Here is a 15,485-nt window from a genome sequence, read left to right as displayed (position 1 = left end):
TCGCGGGAATTGTACAACCGCGACAGGGATTGAACGATTGTTCATTCTATTAAGCGACGCAGGAACATCGACTTTTCCCTGAGATTCTACTTTGTTCAGTAAATAGACGATCCGCTTGTCTTAAAGTCGAATATCGTCATCTTCCGCTTGAGACACCACATTGCCCGGCTGTATGATACATGTACGGGAATTGCTTCGCCGCGGGGCCCTGGCAAACCAGGGGCAAAGCAACAGGAGTTCGATTGACAAACGGAAGCACCGAGCCGGGCGAGCGCAAGGGAGCCAAAAGCACGCTTGCCAGTTCGGTCTACCAGCAACTCCGCGACGACTTGCTGCGCGGAGCCCTGGAGTCCGAGACGAAACTGCGTGTCGAGTGGGTCGTTTCCCGCTATGGCGCCGGCGCCTCGCCGGTGCGCGAGGCGCTCAACCGCCTGGCCGCCGAGGGCCTGCTCGGCCGTCACGACCAACGCGGCTTCTTCCTGATGCCGGTCAGCGCCGCGGAACTGGAGGAGCTGACGCGTACGCGCTGCTGGCTGGAGGAGCGGGCGCTGCGCGAATCCATTGCGCACCGCACCGCAGAATGGGAAGAGCAACTGGTGCTTGCCCTGCACCGCCTGGCGCGCGCCGAGCGGCGCCTGCCGGACGACCCGGCAACCAACAATCCGGAATGGGAAAAGCTGCACCGCGCCTTCCATCGCGCCCTGATCGCGGCCTGCAGGTCGCACTGGCTGATCGGCTTTTGCGACCAGCTTTCCGACCAGGCCTCGCGCTACCGCCTGATCGCGCAAAACGCGCCAGGCACGGGGCGCGACGATCTCGGCGAGCACCGCATCATCGCCGAACGCACGCTGGACGGCGACGCCGACGGCGCGGTCGAGGCGCTTCTCAATCACTACCGCCTCACCGCAGCGATGTGCATGGAACGCCTCGCCCAGGGTTATGATCCGAAGGCCGGCAAGTCCCAACGCGGCCGTAAATAGCGGATCGAAAAATCAACGCAGTTTTTGCTCCGGGCGCCAAATCTGGTATTCGCTCAGGCGAGCGCAAGGCATGCGCCATTCGGCCTTCGTCCGCTTTGAGGACATCTCATGACCAATCATCTCTTCAGCGCTTTCCGCTCCCGCATGCCGGCGCCCGGCCGGCTGCTGATGGAGACGGATGACGGCCGTTCGATCACCTATGGCGACATGCTGGCGAAATCGGCGCAGCTGGCGCATGCCCTCGCGCAGGCCGGCGTCGAGCCCGGCGACCGCGTCGCGGTCCAGGTCGAGAAGAGCCCGGAGGCGATGCTGCTCTATCTCGCCTCGTTACGCACCGGCGCGGTCTTCCTGCCGCTCAACACCGCCTACACGCTGCCCGAGCTCGACTATTTCTTCCGTGATGCCGAGCCGAAACTGATCGTTTGCGATCCGGACCGCCTTTCGGGCGTCGAGCCGCTTGCCGCGGCGGTCGGCGCGACAGTGCTCACGCTCGGCCGCGATGGGCAGGGAACGCTGGCCAGCCAGGCTTCGCGGCAGGCGACGGATTTCAGCGATGTCGCGCGCGGGCCGGACGATCTTGCCGCGATCCTCTACACTTCCGGCACGACTGGCCGTTCCAAAGGCGCGATGCTCAGCCACGAGAATCTCGCCTCGAATGCCCGCGTGCTGGTGGAGCAATGGCGCTTCGGCGCCGACGACGTGCTGATCCACGCGCTGCCTATCTTCCACACACACGGCCTGTTCGTCGCCACCAACGTCGTCTTGATGGCCGGCGCGACAATGTTCTTCGAGCAGAAATTCGATCCCGCGCGCATTCTGTCGCTGATGCCGCGCGCGACGGCTTTGATGGGCGTGCCGACCTTCTATGTGCGGCTGTTGCAGCAGGACGGCCTGACACGCGAGGCGGCGAAGACGATCCGGGTCTTCATTTCCGGCTCGGCGCCGCTGCTCGCCGAAACACACAAGGCCTGGCGCGAGCGCACCGGCCACGCCATCCTCGAGCGCTACGGCATGACCGAGACCAACATGAACACGTCCAACCCCTATGACGGCGAGCGGCGCGCCGGCACGGTCGGCTTCCCCTTGCCCGGCGTTTCGCTTCGCATCACCGATCCCGAGACGGCCAAGCCGCTGGCCCAGGGCGAGATCGGCATGATCGAAGTCAAGGGACCGAACGTCTTTGCCGGCTATTGGCGCATGCCCGACAAGACCAAGGCCGAGTTCCGCGACGACGGCTTCTTCATCACCGGCGACCTCGGCCTGATCGATGCCGACGGCTATGTCCACATCGTCGGGCGCGGCAAGGACCTGATCATCTCCGGCGGCTACAATGTCTATCCGAAGGAGATCGAGAGCGAGATCGACGCGCTCGACGGTGTCGGCGAAAGCGCGGTGATCGGCGTGCCGCATCCCGATTTCGGCGAAGGCGTCACCGCGGTGGTGGTGCGCAAACCGGGCTCGGCGATCAGCGCCGCCGACATTGCCGGCGCCATCGCCGGGCGGCTGGCGAAATACAAGCATCCGAAGCAGGTGATCTTCGTCAACGAGCTGCCGCGCAACACGATGGGCAAGGTGCAGAAGAACGTGCTGCGCGAGGCGTATAAGGATATCTATACAGCCGGCTAACAACACTGCGTCGTCATCCTAGGACGAAGCAAGGAGCGAAGCGACGTGCGCAGACCCTAGGATCCATGCCGTTACGCTAAGGCATTGCAACGGTTACAGAATTCTGCACCATTGCGCTCTGCGGCAGAGGTCGCGGAATGGATCCTCGGGTCAAGCCCGAGGATGACGAAAACCGCGAAGGCCTACGCTCCAAACACCTTCCTGCCGCCGATCCAGACGTTGCTGACATCCAGGTCCTCCGACAGGCGGACAATGTCGGCGGCGGTGCCGTTGGCGAAGCGGCCGAGGCGGTGGGCCTGGCCGATCGCCTCGGCCGGATAGAGCGAGGCCATGCGCAGAGCCTCGTCGAGATCGAGCCCGACGACGCGATGGACGTAGCGCAGGGCGGAAATCATGTCGAGATCGGCGCCGGCCAGCGTGCCGTCGGCAAGCCGCAGGCTCCCGTCCTTGCGGTAGATGGTGCGGCCGTTGAGCGTGAACGATGTCATGTCGGTGCCGATCGTCGCCATGGCATCGGTGACCAGCACGATCTTGCCAGGCACCTGCTTGCCGCGCAGCGCAAGCATCATCGTCGCCGGATGAACGTGGATGCCGTCGGCGATGATCCCAGCATACAGGCCGCCGGTGTCGATCGCCGCACCGGCCAGGCCCGGCTCGCGGTTGCCGATCTGGCTCATGGCGTTGAAAAGGTGCGTTACCACCGTGGCGCCGGCTTCGGCGAAGGCGGTGGCCGTCGCGTAATTGGTGTCGCTATGGCCGAGGCTGACGACGATGCCGGCCTTGGCCAGCGCCGCGACACGGGCCGGCTCGACCGATTCCGGCGCGATCGTGGTGAGCAGGACGGGAAGCTGTTTGCGCGCCGCGATAAGCGCCGCCTGGTCGGCGTCGGTCATCGGCCGGATCAGCGCCGGATCATGCGCGCCCTTGCGGGCCACCGAGAGATGCGGCCCTTCCAGGTGCAGGCCAAGGAAGCCCGGCACCTTCTCCCGGGTGGCCTCAGCGCCAGCAGCGGTCGCCGCGGTGGTGATCGCCGGCGTGTCGGTGATCAGCGTCACCAGCAGCGCGGTGGTGCCGAAGGGCGCGTGCGCCCGGCAGATGGTCGTGATCGAGGCGACATCGGGATGATCGTTGAGCATCACGCCACCGCCGCCATTGACCTGGATGTCGACGAAACCGGGCACAAGCAGGCCGCCGCCGGTCTCGACCGTCGAAACGCCGGACGGAATGGCGCCGGTGGGCAGGATGGCCTCTATGACGTCGCCCTTGACGACGAGGGAGGCGTTGTCATGCCAGTCGGCGCCGTCGAAGATGCGGGCGCCGGTGAGTGCGAAACGGTCGCTCATACGGTTTCCGTCACCTTGCGCAGGTTGCGCGGCGCATCGGGGTCGAGGCCGCGATGGCGCGCGAAGGCCTCGACGAAGCCGTAGAAGGACACGATTAGCGGCAGCGGATCGGTCAGCGGGTGGCCGGTGGCGACATGGGGAAGAAGCCGCGCGGCCCTCGCCTTGTCGGATGTGATGAAGGCGGCGGCGCCCTTGGCCGTCAGGCCGTCGGCCGCCTCGGCGACCGAGGGTTCGGACGCATCGCGGGCGGCAAGCGCCAGGACCGGGAACCCGGGGCCGACCAGCGCCAGCGGCCCATGCATGACCTCGGCGGCGCTGTAGGCCTCGGCGTGCATCGCGCAGGTTTCCTTGAATTTCAGCGCCGCCTCGCTGGCGATCGCGAAGGACGGGCCGCGGCCGAGGATGAACAGCGATTGCGGGTTCTCCAAAGCGCCGGCGAGCGCCATCCAGTCGCAGGCGATCGCCTTCTCGAAATGGCCGGGAAGGCCGGCGAGCGCCTTGATCAATGCTTGGTCATCCGTGGCATGCGCCATCAGCGCAAGGCCGGCGACGGCCGAATTGACGAAGGTCTTGGTGGCCGCGACGCTGCGCTCAGGTCCGGCCAAGATATCGATGGCATAGTCGGAGGCCCGCGCCAGCGGCGAGTCCGCCGTGTTGGTGATGGCGACGGTGAGCGCGCCGCCGGCCCTTGCCGTTTCGGCCATGGCAACGATGTCGGGGCTCTTGCCCGACTGCGAGACCGCCAAGCAGGCCGAGCCCCGGAGCCTCAACCTGGCGCCATAGATCGACGCGATCGACGGCCCAACGGAGGCGACCGCCAGGCCTGCCGTCAGCTCGACGGCATATTTCATGAAGGTCGCGGCATGGTCGGACGAGCCGCGCGCCACGGTGACGACGAAATGCGGATCCCGCTCGCGAAGGCCGCGACCGGCCTCGGCCAACATGGCGGACGAGCCGTCGAGAAGGCGCGCGGCCGCTTCTGGGATCTCGTTGATCTCGCGCCGCATATGGGTGGTGCTGGCATTCATGGCCGGAGCTCCTCTCCCGGCCCGGTCAGCCGGAGTTCCGCGACGAAATCATAGGCGTCGCCCCTGTAGACCGAGCGGGTGAACTCGATCACCTTGCCGCTCGCCAGATAGGAAATGCGCTCGATCTGCAGTCCGGCAACCCCCGGAGGCACTTCCAAGAGGCGCGCATCGGCGTCGCCGAGATTGGTGGCCGAGATGCGCTGCACGGCGCGGACCGGGCGATTGCCGGTCGTTTCCAGCGCCGCATAGAGCGAGGAGCCGATCGCTTCGGGATCGGGCAGGACGCTGGCCGAGAGCGCCGCGCGCTCGATCGCCAGCGGCGTGTCGTTGGCGATGCGCAGGCGCGCCACGCGCGCCACCAGCTCGGTCGAGGAGAGGCCCAGCACCATCATCTCGTCCGGCGACGGCGCATAGAGGCCGCGGTCGAGCCAGACCGAGCGCACGTTCATGCCGCGGCGCGCCATGTCCTCGGTGAAGGAGGTGAGCCGCGACAGCGACTGCTCGACGCGCTCCATACGCGGCGCGACGAAGGTGCCCGAGCCGTGGCGCTGAACGAGGATGCCGCCCTTGACCAGGTCCTGCACCGCCTTGCGCACGGTGACGCGCGAGATGTCGGCCTTGCTCGCGATGTCGCGCTCGGAGGGCAACGCGTCGCCCGGACCGATCAGGCCGCGATTGACCGCTTCCTCGATGCTGCGCCTGAGCTGCAAATAGAGCGGCGCGCCGCTCTGCGAGGATTCTTTCAGCATGGAGAAGATCTGGTCGGCGGCGCTCATCGGGCGGCCTCCGGACCCTTGGCAAAGATGCGCACGGCCATCTGCACGGCGCCGCCCAGCGCATCGTCGAGCGGGGCCTTGAGCAGCGCCTGATAGCGTGCCGAAAGGCGCGGCGCGTAAAGCGGCGCCAGGCCGCCGAGCAGGCAGAGCGGAGCATGGTCGGCAAGCTCGAGCGCGTTGAGCGAGGCCTCGACATCGGCGACCGCCTTGCCGAGGATGAAATTGGCGACGAGGTCGCCCTTTTCTGCATGCTCGAAAACCTTTGGCGCGAAGCCGCCGAAATCGCCCGGCTTGGCGTTGGTGGTGAATTCGACCACGTCTTCGGGATTGTTGCGGAAGACAGCGAGCATGGCGTCGGTCAAGGGCGAGCCCGGACGGATGCCGTCATAGGCAAGCAGCGTCTGTTCCAGCAGGTCGCGGCCGATGCGGGCGCCGCTGCCCTGGTCGCCGACCTGGAAACCCCAGCCGCCGATGGCGCGCGACTTGCCGTCCTTACGCGCCATATAGGCGGTGCCGGTGCCCAGAATGGCCATGGCGCCGTCACCGGAGCCGACCGCGCCCTCTAGCGCGATCTCGGCGTCGGTTTCGACACGACTCCGGCTGAAGGGCAGGATCGCCTCGAGCTGCTGCCGATAAGTGCCGACATTGGCGCCGGCGAGACCGAGAATGGCCGGCGTTTGGGGAATCAGTTCCGGATCCGCGCCGGCGGCCAGAAAAGCCTGCCTGGCCGCCTCGACAATGTTGGCACGGGCGCCGGTGAGATCGGTGCGGATGTTGGCGGCGCCGCTCTTGGCGCGGCCGACAACGGCGCCGCCGACGGTCGCAAGGGCCGCCCTGCAGCTGGTGCCGCCGCCATCGATGCCAAGCACGAATTTCACGCGATTTCTCCTCGGGGCCGGATAATACCAATAAAATACCAATAGCCAAGAGTTAATTTCTGTTCGAAAAAGATTAAGGCGCATTTTGTTGAAAAATCACGTTAATTTGCCGACAAGGGAGGTCCGCCGCCTGAAATTCATTAATGCGTGTGGACAAGTGGTATTTTTTTGGTATTGTTCGCTCAATCGGAGGAAAATGCATGGCCGAGACGCGCACCGAAGCGCTCCACCAGAATGCCGAGGGGCTGGATGTCCAGGCCCCCGAAACCATTCTGGCGTTCCTGGCCAGCGCCCAGATCGAGGCCGGCAAGGCCGTGCACGGCGCCATTCCGGCGATTGCCCTTGCCGCCGAACTCATCGCGAAGCAATTGAAGAGCGGCGGCAAGCTCGCCTATGCGGCGGCCGGCAGCTCCGGCCTGATGGCGGTGGCCGACGCGCTGGAACTGCCCGGCACCTTCGGCATTGCGCGCGACCGCATCGCTATCCTCATCGCCGGCGGCGACGACGCCTTCCGCACGCTGGCAGGCGGGCCGGAGGACGACACCGACGAAGCGTCGGCGGCGGTTGCCGCGGCCGCCATCGGCAAGGGCGACTGCCTGATCGCCATCTCGGCCAGCGGCTCGACCCCTTATGCCGTCCAGGCGCTGCAGGACGCGCGCAGCCGGGGCGCCGCCACCATCGCGATTGCCAACAATCGGGGCGCCGTCCTGTTCAAGCAGGCGGACGTCGCCATCTTGCTCGAAACGCCGCCTGAGCTGATCGCCGGCTCGACGCGTATGGGCGCGGGCACCGCGCAGAAGATCGCGCTCAACATGCTTTCGACGCTCACCGCCATCCATCTCGGCCATGTCCATGACGGCTATATGGTCAATCTCACCGCCGACAACATCAAGCTGCGCGACCGCGCCGTGCGCATGGTCGCCGCCATCAGCGGCAAGAGCCGCGACGACGCCGCCCGCCTGCTCGAGGAGAGCCGCGGCGGCGTCAAGACCGCCATTCTGCTCGCCGCGGGCGCCGCCAGCGCCGACGCGGCCGAGAAGATACTGGAAGGAACCGGCCAGAAGCTCAGGCCGGCGCTTTCCGCACTGGGGCATGATTCCGAAAAGTGGAACCCGCTTTTCGGAAAAGATCATGCCCTAACAAAGAGGTAGGGCCCTTTTCATCCCGATTTCCATCGGGGTGAAACGGGCTTGCGAGGGGAGCAAGGGGCGCTGAGCCTCTGTTCTCAAAACCGAACCTGAAAAAGGTCAACAGGGAGACTGAAGATGAAGACCAAACTACTGACGGCCCTTCTGCTCGGCACAAGCATCCTCGGCACGACCGGGATGGCGCTGGCCGAGGACGTGACGCTCAACATCGAAAGCTGGCGCGGCGACGACCTGACTATCTGGAAGGACAAGCTGATCCCGGCTTTCGAAGCCAAGAACCCCGGCATCAAGGTGGTGTTCGCGCCTTCGGCGCCGACCGAATACGATGCGGCCCTCGGCGCCAAGCTCGCCGCCGGCTCGGCAGGCGACCTGATCACCTGCCGCCCCTTCGACAAGTCGCTGGAGCTGTTCAAGAAGGGCAACCTCGCCGACCTGAGCTCGCTGCCTGGCATGGAGAACTTCTCGCCCGTCGCCAAGGCCGCCTGGCAGACCGACGACGGCAAGTCGAGCTTCTGCGTGCCGATGGCCTCGGTCATCCACGGCTTCATCTACAACAAGGATGCCTTCGACAAGCTCGGCATCAAGGTGCCGCAGACCCGCGACGAGTTCTTCGCGGCGCTCGACAAGATTAAGGCGGACGGCACCTATATCCCGATGGCGATGGGCACCAAGGACCTCTGGGAAGCCGCTACCATGGGCTACCAGAATGTCGGCCCGAACTACTGGAAGGGCGAGGAAGGCCGCCAGGCGCTGATCAAGGGCGAGCAGAAGCTCACCGATCCGCAGTGGGTCGAGCCCTTCAAGGAATTGGCCAAGTGGAAGCCGTATCTCGGCGACGGCTTCGAGGCGCAGACCTATCCGGACAGCCAGAACCTGTTCACGCTCGGCCGCGCCGCCATCTACCCGGCCGGCTCGTGGGAAATCGGCCTGTTCAACACCCAGGCGCAGTTCAAGATGGGCGCCTTCCCGCCGCCGGTCGAGAAGGCAGGCGACACCTGCTACATCTCCGACCACACCGACATCGGCATGGGCCTGAATGCGGCATCGAAGCATGCGGAAGAGGCCAAGAAGTTCCTGTCCTGGGTCGCCTCGCCGGATTTCGCCACCATCTACGCCAACGCGCTGCCCGGCTTCTTCAGCCTGAACTCCTCGCCGGTGAAGATGGACGACCCGCTGGCGCAGGAGTTCGTCTCCTGGCGCGGCAAGTGCAAGTCGACGATCCGCTCGACCTACCAGATCCTGTCGCGCGGCACGCCGAACCTCGAGAACGAGACCTGGGTTGAATCAGCCAATGTGATCAACGGCACCGACACGCCGGAAGCCGCGGCCAAGAAGCTGCAGGACGGCCTCGACAGCTGGTACAAGCCGGCGAAGTAAGAGCATCGATTGCAATACCGGCCGGGCTCGGGCCCGGCCGGCGTTCAACAGTTCCCGATAGCGATTGTCGGCGCAGCCTCCCGGTCTTACCCTCCCCGTGCGGGGAAGACGGAGCCGATCTGTCGCTGGCCTTGTCTTTCTCCTCAAGGGGACAGCCAAGCCGTGCATCGAGGCATCAGCTAGCATCAACCGACCTGGAACCCAGAGACGGCGGGGACCCGAACTCATGGCTACCGAACTCATGGCTGCAGAAACGCGACCGAAAAGAGCGATCCGCTGGCATGTCGGCGTTTTCCTGGCGCCGGCGGTGCTGGTCTACACCGCATTCATGATCCTGCCGCTGTTCGGCACGTTGCAGCTTTCGCTGTTCCGCAACATCGAGCAGTCCCAGGTCTTTGTCGGACTGGGCAATTTCCGCACGCTGTTCGGCGATCCGAACTGGTCGGTGAATTTCTGGAACGCGCTGAGGAACAATGTCTGGTTCTTCATCATCCACATGCTGGTGCAGAACCCGATCGGTGTGCTTCTGGCGGCGCTTCTTTCCAGCCCTCGGCTGCGCTTCACCGCCTTCTACCGCACGGCGATCTTCGTGCCGACGATCCTGTCCTTCGTCATCGTCGGTTTCGCCTGGAAGCTGATCCTGTCGCCGATCTGGGGCGTGGCGCCGCATCTGATGGATTTCGTCGGATTGAAGAGCTTTTTCACGCCGTGGCTCGGCAAGGAGCAATATGCGCTCACCGCGCTCAGCCTGGTCTCGGTCTGGCAGTTCGTCGGCATCCCGATGATGCTGATCTATGCAGCGCTGCTGTCGATCCCCGACGAGGTGATCGAGGCGGCCGAATGCGACGGCGTCACCGGCATGGCGCAGTTCTGGAAGATCAAGCTGCCGCTGATCCTGCCCTCGATCGGCATCATCTCGATTCTGACCTTCGTCGGCAATTTCAACGCTTTCGACCTGATCTACACGGCGCAAGGGGCGCTGGCCGGGCCGAACTATTCGACCGACATCCTCGGCACCTTCCTCTACCGCGCCTTCTTCGGCTTCCAGCTGCAGGTCGGCGATCCCAACATGGGCGCGACCATCGCCACGATCATGTTCCTGATCATCCTCGCCGGCGTCTGCGTCTATCTGTTCCTCGTGCAGACGCGCCTGCGTCGCTACCAGTTCTGAGGCGCACCATGAGCACAGCCACACGTTCGCTTCCCCGCGCCATCGGCGCGCATGCGATCCTCCTGACCTACACGGCGATCGCGCTGTTTCCGGTGATCCTGGTGGTGATGAATTCGTTCAAGTCGCGCGCGGGCATCTTCGGCGCGCCGCTGACGCCGCCGACGCCGAAGACCTTCGACCTGATCGGCTACACCACGGTGATCGGCCAGGGCGACTTCATCCACTATTTCCAGAACAGCCTCGTCGTCACCGTCGCCTCGCTGTTCTTCGTGCTTCTGTTCGGCGCGATGGCTGCCTTCGCGCTGTCGGAATACCGCTTCCGCGGCAACACGATGATGGGGCTCTACCTCGCGCTCGGCATCATGATCCCGATTAGGCTCGGCACTGTCGCCATCCTGCAATTGATGGTGGCTACCGGGCTGGTCAACACGCTGACGGCGCTGATCCTGGTCTATACCGCGCAAGGCCTGCCGCTGGCGATCTTCATCCTTTCGGAATTCATGAAGCAGGTGTCCAGCGACCTGAAGAATGCAGGCCGCATAGACGGGCTTTCGGAATACACGATCTTCTTCCGGCTGGTGCTGCCGCTGGTGCGTCCGTCCATGGCGACCGTCGCCGTCTTCACCATGATCCCGATCTGGAACGATCTGTGGTTCCCGCTGATCCTGGCGCCTTCGGAGGAGACCAAGACGGTGACGCTCGGCGCGCAGCTCTTCCTCGGTCAGTTCGTCACCAACTGGAACGCGATCCTCGCGGCGCTGTCGCTGGCGATCCTGCCGGTGCTGATCCTCTATGTCATCTTCTCGCGGCAGCTGATCCGCGGCATCACGTCGGGAGCGGTGAAGTGAGCCGCAATAGCCAACTTTTGATAGGGCTGCGCTTCACCCTCTCAGGAAAAAATGGAGCAGTCAGGTGAGCGATAAAACCTCTCTTCGTGTCGCAAATCCTCTACGGGTAGTCGTCGCCGGCCTCGGCAATATGGGCCGCAGCCATGCGCTCGCCTACCACAGCAACCCAGGCTTCGAGATCGCCGCACTCGTCAACCGTTCCGACGTGCCGCTGCCGGACGGGCTCGCCGGCTACGGCATAAGGCGCTCCTTTGACGACGCGCTGCGGGACGAGAAGCCGGATGTCGCGGCGGTCGCCACCTATTCCGACAGCCATGCCGACTATGCGGTGCGGGCCTTCGAGGCCGGCTGCCATGTCTTCGTCGAGAAGCCGCTGGCGACCACGGTTGCCGACGCAAAGCGAGTCGTCGATGCCGCGAAGGCCAACGGCAAGAAACTGGTGATCGGCTATATCCTGCGTCACCATCCGTCCTGGGTGCGGCTGATCGCCGAGGCCCGCAAGCTCGGCGGCCCATATGTCTTCCGCATGAACCTCAATCAGCAATCCTCCGGCCACACCTGGGAGACGCACAAGCAGCTGATGCAGACGACGTCGCCGATCGTCGATTGCGGCGTGCATTATCTCGACGTGATGCTGCAGATCACCGACTCGAGACCCGTCGAAGTACGCGGCATGGGGGTGCGGCTGAGCGACGAGGTGGCGCCGTCAATGTACAATTACGGGCACCTGCAGGTGCTGTTCGAGGACGGCTCGGTCGGCTGGTACGAGGCCGGCTGGGGGCCGATGATCTCGGAGACGGCCTTCTTCGTGAAGGACGTCATGTCGCCCAAGGGCTGCGTCTCGATCGTGATGAAGGAGGGCGTCAGGTCCGACGACATCGACACCCATACCAAGACCTCGACGATTAGGCTGCATAGCGCGGCGACTGGGCCGGACGGCAAATTCGCTACGGAAGACCAGCTGCTGTCGATGGAAGGCGAACCGGGCCACCAGGAGCTTTGCGAGCTCGAACAGGCCTTCCTGCTCAAGGCCATCCGCGAAAACATCGACCTCACCCGCCACATGGACGATGCCGTGAAATCGCTCGCCGTCTGCCTTGCCGCCGACGAGAGCGTGCACAGCGGCAACGCCGTGAAACTCTAGAACAGGGAAGACGCCGTGGGTTCGCTGAAGATCGAGAATGTGAAGAAGGCTTTCGGGCCGGTCGAGGTGCTGAAGGGCATCAACCTCGAAGTGACGGACGGCGAGTTCGTCGTCTTCGTCGGCCCGTCCGGCTGCGGAAAATCGACGCTGCTGCGCGTCATCGCCGGCCTGGAAGATTCGACCTCCGGCCGCGTGCTGATCGACGGCACGGACGTTTCCGTCACGCCGCCGGCCAAACGCGGCATCGCCATGGTGTTCCAGACCTACGCGCTCTACCCGCATCTGACGGTGAAGAACAATATGGCGCTTGGCCTGAAGCAGGCCGGCACGCCGGCGGCCGAGATCGAGCGGCGCATCAAGATCGCCTCCGCGATGCTGTCGCTGGAGCCCTATCTCGAGCGGCGCCCGGCGGAACTGTCGGGCGGCCAGCGCCAGCGCGTCGCCATCGGCCGCGCCGTGGTGCGCGAGCCGAAGCTGTTCCTCTTCGACGAACCATTGTCTAACCTCGATGCCGCGTTGCGCGTCAACACCAGACTTGAGATCGCGCAGCTGCACCGGCGGCTGAAGGCGACGATGATCTACGTCACCCACGACCAGGTCGAAGCGATGACGCTGGCCGACAAGATCGTGGTGCTCAACTCCGGACGCATCGAGCAGATCGGCAGCCCGATGGAGCTCTACAATTCGCCGGCCAACGAATTCGTTGCCGGCTTCATCGGCTCGCCGAAGATGAATTTCATCGACGGTGCCAGGCTTGGCGAGACGGCCAAGACCATCGGCGTGCGGCCGGAGCACGTCACAGTCGACGCAACGTCGGGCGCCTGGAAAGGCACGGTCGTGCATGCCGAGCATCTCGGTGCCGACACCAACCTCTATCTCGACTGCGAGAAGGCCGGGCTGATCACCGTGCGCATCTTCGGCGTCTACAACGCCGAGCCGGGCGCGACGCTCTACGCGACCCCGGATGCGGCGAAGACGTATCGGTTTGGGGCGGATGGGAAGGTGCTGAGGTAGGCGGCGGCTTCCCCTTCTCCCCTTGTGGGAGAAGGTGGCCGCGAAGCGGCCGGATGAGGGGTGTTGGAAGGATCTCGTCGCGGCAGAATGTAGCGTGGGATATCTTCAATCTTCAAGGCGGCACTCCGCTGGAGCACCCCTCATCCGTCTCGGCGCTGCGCGCCGATCCACCTTCTCCCACAAGGGGAGAAGGCGAGGTCGGCGTCACTCGTCCGCCTTGAAGGTCTGCTTCTGCTGGCCGAGCCCTTCGATGCCGAGCTCGACGACGTCGCCGGGCTTCAGGAACACCTGCGGCTTCATGCCGAGGCCGACGCCGGGCGGGGTGCCGGTGGAGATGATGTCGCCGGGATGCAGCGACATGAATTGGCTGAGATAGGCGACCAGATATTTCACGCCAAAGACCATGGTCCTGGTCGAGCCGTTCTGCATGGTCTTGCCGTTGACGGTCAGCCACATCTTGAGGTTCTGCGGGTCGGCGACCTCGTCCTTGGTGACCAGCCAGGGGCCGGTCGGGCCGAAGGTGTCGCAGGACTTGCCCTTGGTCCACTGGCCCTGGCGCTCGGCCTGGAAGGCGCGCTCGGAGACGTCATGCGCCACGCAATAGCCGGCGACATAGTCCAGCGCGTCATCCTGCGAGACATATTTTGCCGTCTTGCCAATGATCACGCCGAGCTCGACTTCCCAGTCGGTCTTGACCGAACCGCGCGGGATCAGCACGTCATCATCAGGCCCGACGATCGCCGAGCTTGCCTTCATGAAGATGATCGGCTCCGGCGGCACGGTGGCGCCGGTCTCGGCAGCGTGATCGGAATAATTCAGGCCGATGCAGATGAACTTGCCGGTGCCGGCGACGCAGGCGCCCAGGCGCGGCTTGCCGGGGACCACCGGTAGCGACTTCGGATCGAGCTTCGAGAGCATCTCCAGCGAGGCCGGATGAAGCGCCGTGCCGGCGATATCGGCGACATGAGCCGAAAGGTCGCGGATCACCCCATCCGCATCGAGCAGGCCGGGCTTCTCGCTGCCAGCTTCGCCATAGCGCAACAACTTCATCTCAACGTTCTCCACCTTGCGGCCAAGGGCCGGTTTTGCAAATTCCCATCAAAGCCAGCGGACCGTAGTTGCCGACCCCGTCCACGGCAAGCAAGCCTCGCTGCTATGCCGACCAAATCGTCGAGATTTTCAGACGTTTCGATCCGACCGCCCCACCGATATCCGAGCCTCTCGTCAGATCGACCAGCCGCCATCGATATTATAGGCCTGCCCCGACGTGTAGGTTGCGCCAGCAAGATAGACGGCGAGATCGGCGATCTCCTCAGGCGTGCCAAGCCTGCCCATGGGCTGGCGGGCGATGAAGGCCGCGCGCGCTGCCTCATAGTCGCCCTGGGCATGCATGCGGTCCTGAAGCGACGGGCTTTCGACCGTGCCCGGGCAGATCGCGTTGCAGCGTATGCCCTTGGCGACATAATCGGCGGCAACCGCCTTGGTCAGGCCGACCACGGCTGCTTTGGTCAGTCCGTAGACGAAGCGGTTCGGCACACCCTTTTGCGAGCTTGCCAGCGAGGCCATGTTGATGATCGAGCCGTCGCCGCGCTCCAGCATGCCCGGCAGCACGGCGCGGATGGTGCGGATCATCGAACGGACATTGAGGTCGAGCGCGAAGTCGAGATCCTCGTCCTTCATCTCGAGGATGGAGCCGCCATGGACGAAACCGGCGCAGTTGAACAGCACGTCGACTTGGCCGATCTCGGCGAAGGCAGTAGCGACGGCCGCATCGTTCAGCACATCGAGCTTGCGTATCTTGATGCCAGGCGTCTTGCCCAGCTCGGCCAACAGCGGCTCGTTGATATCGGTGGCGTGAACGGTCGCGCCCGTCTTGGCGAAAGCCAGCGCGCTCGCCCGGCCGATGCCTTGCGCCGCCGCGGTGACGACGACCACCTTACCTGCCAGATCCGCCATGCTTTTCTCCTCACCTGCCTGGTGCGTCCGCGTCTATTGATGGCCAGTCCGGGCGTCATGCGCCAGACCGTCAGCACCGTACGGCCTAAGTTCTTGCCCATAGATAAAGATGTTTTTTCTGGTTAAAGAACACCCGCACAAGCGTCAAGCCCGAACGCCATCACCTTCGCGGCAGCTGCTTTAATGCATATAGTCT

The 15,485-nt window shown here is 64.5% G+C and carries 14 protein-coding genes; 8 read left to right on the top strand and 6 right to left on the bottom strand.

Translation table 11 applies throughout. From position 1 onward, the window contains the following. The first annotated feature begins 242 nt into the window (after positions 1 to 242). Positions 243 to 980, top strand: coding sequence for a GntR family transcriptional regulator (locus LB515_RS24575; RefSeq protein ID WP_224709239.1), 738 nt, complete (start codon positions 243 to 245; stop codon positions 978 to 980). 108 nt (positions 981 to 1,088) lie between these two features. Beyond that, the gene (locus LB515_RS24570; RefSeq protein ID WP_224709238.1) at positions 1,089 to 2,606 is read left to right on the top strand and encodes a malonate--CoA ligase; all 1,518 of its coding nucleotides are present in this window, start codon (positions 1,089 to 1,091) and stop codon (positions 2,604 to 2,606) included. Positions 2,607 to 2,788: 182 nt separating this feature from the next. Here LB515_RS24570 and nagA read toward each other — a convergent pair whose 3' ends face one another. From nagA to LB515_RS24550, 4 genes are read right to left on the bottom strand one after another with little or no spacing between them, the layout of a single operon-like run. Next, entirely contained in the window at positions 2,789 to 3,949 is a 1,161-nt protein-coding gene (gene nagA, locus LB515_RS24565) for an N-acetylglucosamine-6-phosphate deacetylase (protein WP_224709237.1), read from the bottom strand. Continuing rightward, positions 3,946 to 4,977, bottom strand: a complete 1,032-nt coding sequence (locus LB515_RS24560) for an SIS domain-containing protein (RefSeq protein WP_224709236.1) — start codon at positions 4,975 to 4,977, stop codon at positions 3,946 to 3,948. Before LB515_RS24560 ends, nagA begins: the two co-directional genes overlap by 4 nt. Further along, positions 4,974 to 5,753 (bottom strand): GntR family transcriptional regulator, encoded by a 780-nt coding sequence (locus LB515_RS24555; RefSeq protein WP_224531693.1) that lies wholly within the window; start codon positions 5,751 to 5,753, stop codon positions 4,974 to 4,976. The genes LB515_RS24560 and LB515_RS24555 overlap by 4 nt, the downstream gene beginning before the upstream one ends. Next, entirely contained in the window at positions 5,750 to 6,631 is an 882-nt protein-coding gene (locus LB515_RS24550; RefSeq protein ID WP_224545274.1) for a BadF/BadG/BcrA/BcrD ATPase family protein, read from the bottom strand. Before LB515_RS24550 ends, LB515_RS24555 begins: the two co-directional genes overlap by 4 nt. A gap of 200 nt (positions 6,632 to 6,831) precedes the next feature. On the opposite strand from LB515_RS24550, the gene LB515_RS24545 reads away from it, so the two are divergent. The 6 genes from LB515_RS24545 (at position 6,832) to LB515_RS24520 (ending at position 13,333) form a co-directional block, all read left to right on the top strand. Further along, positions 6,832 to 7,782 (top strand): N-acetylmuramic acid 6-phosphate etherase, encoded by a 951-nt coding sequence (locus LB515_RS24545; RefSeq protein WP_224709235.1) that lies wholly within the window; start codon positions 6,832 to 6,834, stop codon positions 7,780 to 7,782. Between the two features lie 114 nt (positions 7,783 to 7,896). Further along, on the top strand, positions 7,897 to 9,156 hold the full coding sequence (locus tag LB515_RS24540; RefSeq protein WP_224709234.1) for an ABC transporter substrate-binding protein: 1,260 nt from the start codon (positions 7,897 to 7,899) through the stop codon (positions 9,154 to 9,156). A 241-nt stretch (positions 9,157 to 9,397) separates the two neighbouring features. Continuing rightward, on the top strand, positions 9,398 to 10,327 hold the full coding sequence (locus tag LB515_RS24535) for a carbohydrate ABC transporter permease (RefSeq protein ID WP_095768146.1): 930 nt from the start codon (positions 9,398 to 9,400) through the stop codon (positions 10,325 to 10,327). Positions 10,328 to 10,335: 8 nt separating this feature from the next. Continuing rightward, entirely contained in the window at positions 10,336 to 11,175 is an 840-nt protein-coding gene (locus LB515_RS24530; protein ID WP_140546948.1) for a carbohydrate ABC transporter permease, read from the top strand. 130 nt (positions 11,176 to 11,305) lie between these two features. Then, positions 11,306 to 12,319, top strand: coding sequence for a Gfo/Idh/MocA family protein (locus tag LB515_RS24525; RefSeq protein WP_263490402.1), 1,014 nt, complete (start codon positions 11,306 to 11,308; stop codon positions 12,317 to 12,319). A 15-nt stretch (positions 12,320 to 12,334) separates the two neighbouring features. Then, positions 12,335 to 13,333 carry an ABC transporter ATP-binding protein gene (locus LB515_RS24520; protein ID WP_224709232.1) on the top strand — a complete coding sequence of 333 codons (999 nt, stop codon included), beginning with the start codon at positions 12,335 to 12,337 and terminating at the stop codon, positions 13,331 to 13,333. Between the two features lie 204 nt (positions 13,334 to 13,537). Here the strand turns inward: LB515_RS24520 and LB515_RS24515 are convergent, their stop codons facing one another. After that, positions 13,538 to 14,383, bottom strand: coding sequence for a fumarylacetoacetate hydrolase family protein (locus LB515_RS24515; RefSeq protein WP_224709231.1), 846 nt, complete (start codon positions 14,381 to 14,383; stop codon positions 13,538 to 13,540). 174 nt (positions 14,384 to 14,557) lie between these two features. Next, entirely contained in the window at positions 14,558 to 15,289 is a 732-nt protein-coding gene (locus LB515_RS24510; protein WP_224638021.1) for an SDR family oxidoreductase, read from the bottom strand. Positions 15,290 to 15,485 lie beyond the last annotated feature (196 nt).

Source organism: Mesorhizobium sp. CA15, from assembly GCF_020165215.1.
In the GTDB taxonomy this organism is placed as follows: Bacteria; Pseudomonadota; Alphaproteobacteria; order Rhizobiales; family Rhizobiaceae; genus Mesorhizobium.
Note: the sequence above shows the minus strand (reverse complement) of the source record. Positions and strands in the feature narration are given on the sequence as shown.

What these genes read in the sequence shown, in the direction of transcription:
- LB515_RS24570 (WP_224709238.1), top strand. Translation starts at nt 1,089, where the DNA reads ATGACCAATCATCTCTTCAGCGCTTTCCGCTCCCGCATGCCGGCGCCC.
- nagA (WP_224709237.1), bottom strand. Translation starts at nt 3,949, where the DNA reads ATGAGCGACCGTTTCGCACTCACCGGCGCCCGCATCTTCGACGGCGCC.
- LB515_RS24560 (WP_224709236.1), bottom strand. Translation starts at nt 4,977, where the DNA reads ATGAATGCCAGCACCACCCATATGCGGCGCGAGATCAACGAGATCCCA.
- LB515_RS24555 (WP_224531693.1), bottom strand. Translation starts at nt 5,753, where the DNA reads ATGAGCGCCGCCGACCAGATCTTCTCCATGCTGAAAGAATCCTCGCAG.
- LB515_RS24545 (WP_224709235.1), top strand. Translation starts at nt 6,832, where the DNA reads ATGGCCGAGACGCGCACCGAAGCGCTCCACCAGAATGCCGAGGGGCTG.
- LB515_RS24540 (WP_224709234.1), top strand. Translation starts at nt 7,897, where the DNA reads ATGAAGACCAAACTACTGACGGCCCTTCTGCTCGGCACAAGCATCCTC.
- LB515_RS24535 (WP_095768146.1), top strand. Translation starts at nt 9,398, where the DNA reads ATGGCTGCAGAAACGCGACCGAAAAGAGCGATCCGCTGGCATGTCGGC.
- LB515_RS24530 (WP_140546948.1), top strand. Translation starts at nt 10,336, where the DNA reads ATGAGCACAGCCACACGTTCGCTTCCCCGCGCCATCGGCGCGCATGCG.
- LB515_RS24525 (WP_263490402.1), top strand. Translation starts at nt 11,306, where the DNA reads ATGGGCCGCAGCCATGCGCTCGCCTACCACAGCAACCCAGGCTTCGAG.
- LB515_RS24515 (WP_224709231.1), bottom strand. Translation starts at nt 14,383, where the DNA reads ATGAAGTTGTTGCGCTATGGCGAAGCTGGCAGCGAGAAGCCCGGCCTG.
- LB515_RS24510 (WP_224638021.1), bottom strand. Translation starts at nt 15,289, where the DNA reads ATGGCGGATCTGGCAGGTAAGGTGGTCGTCGTCACCGCGGCGGCGCAA.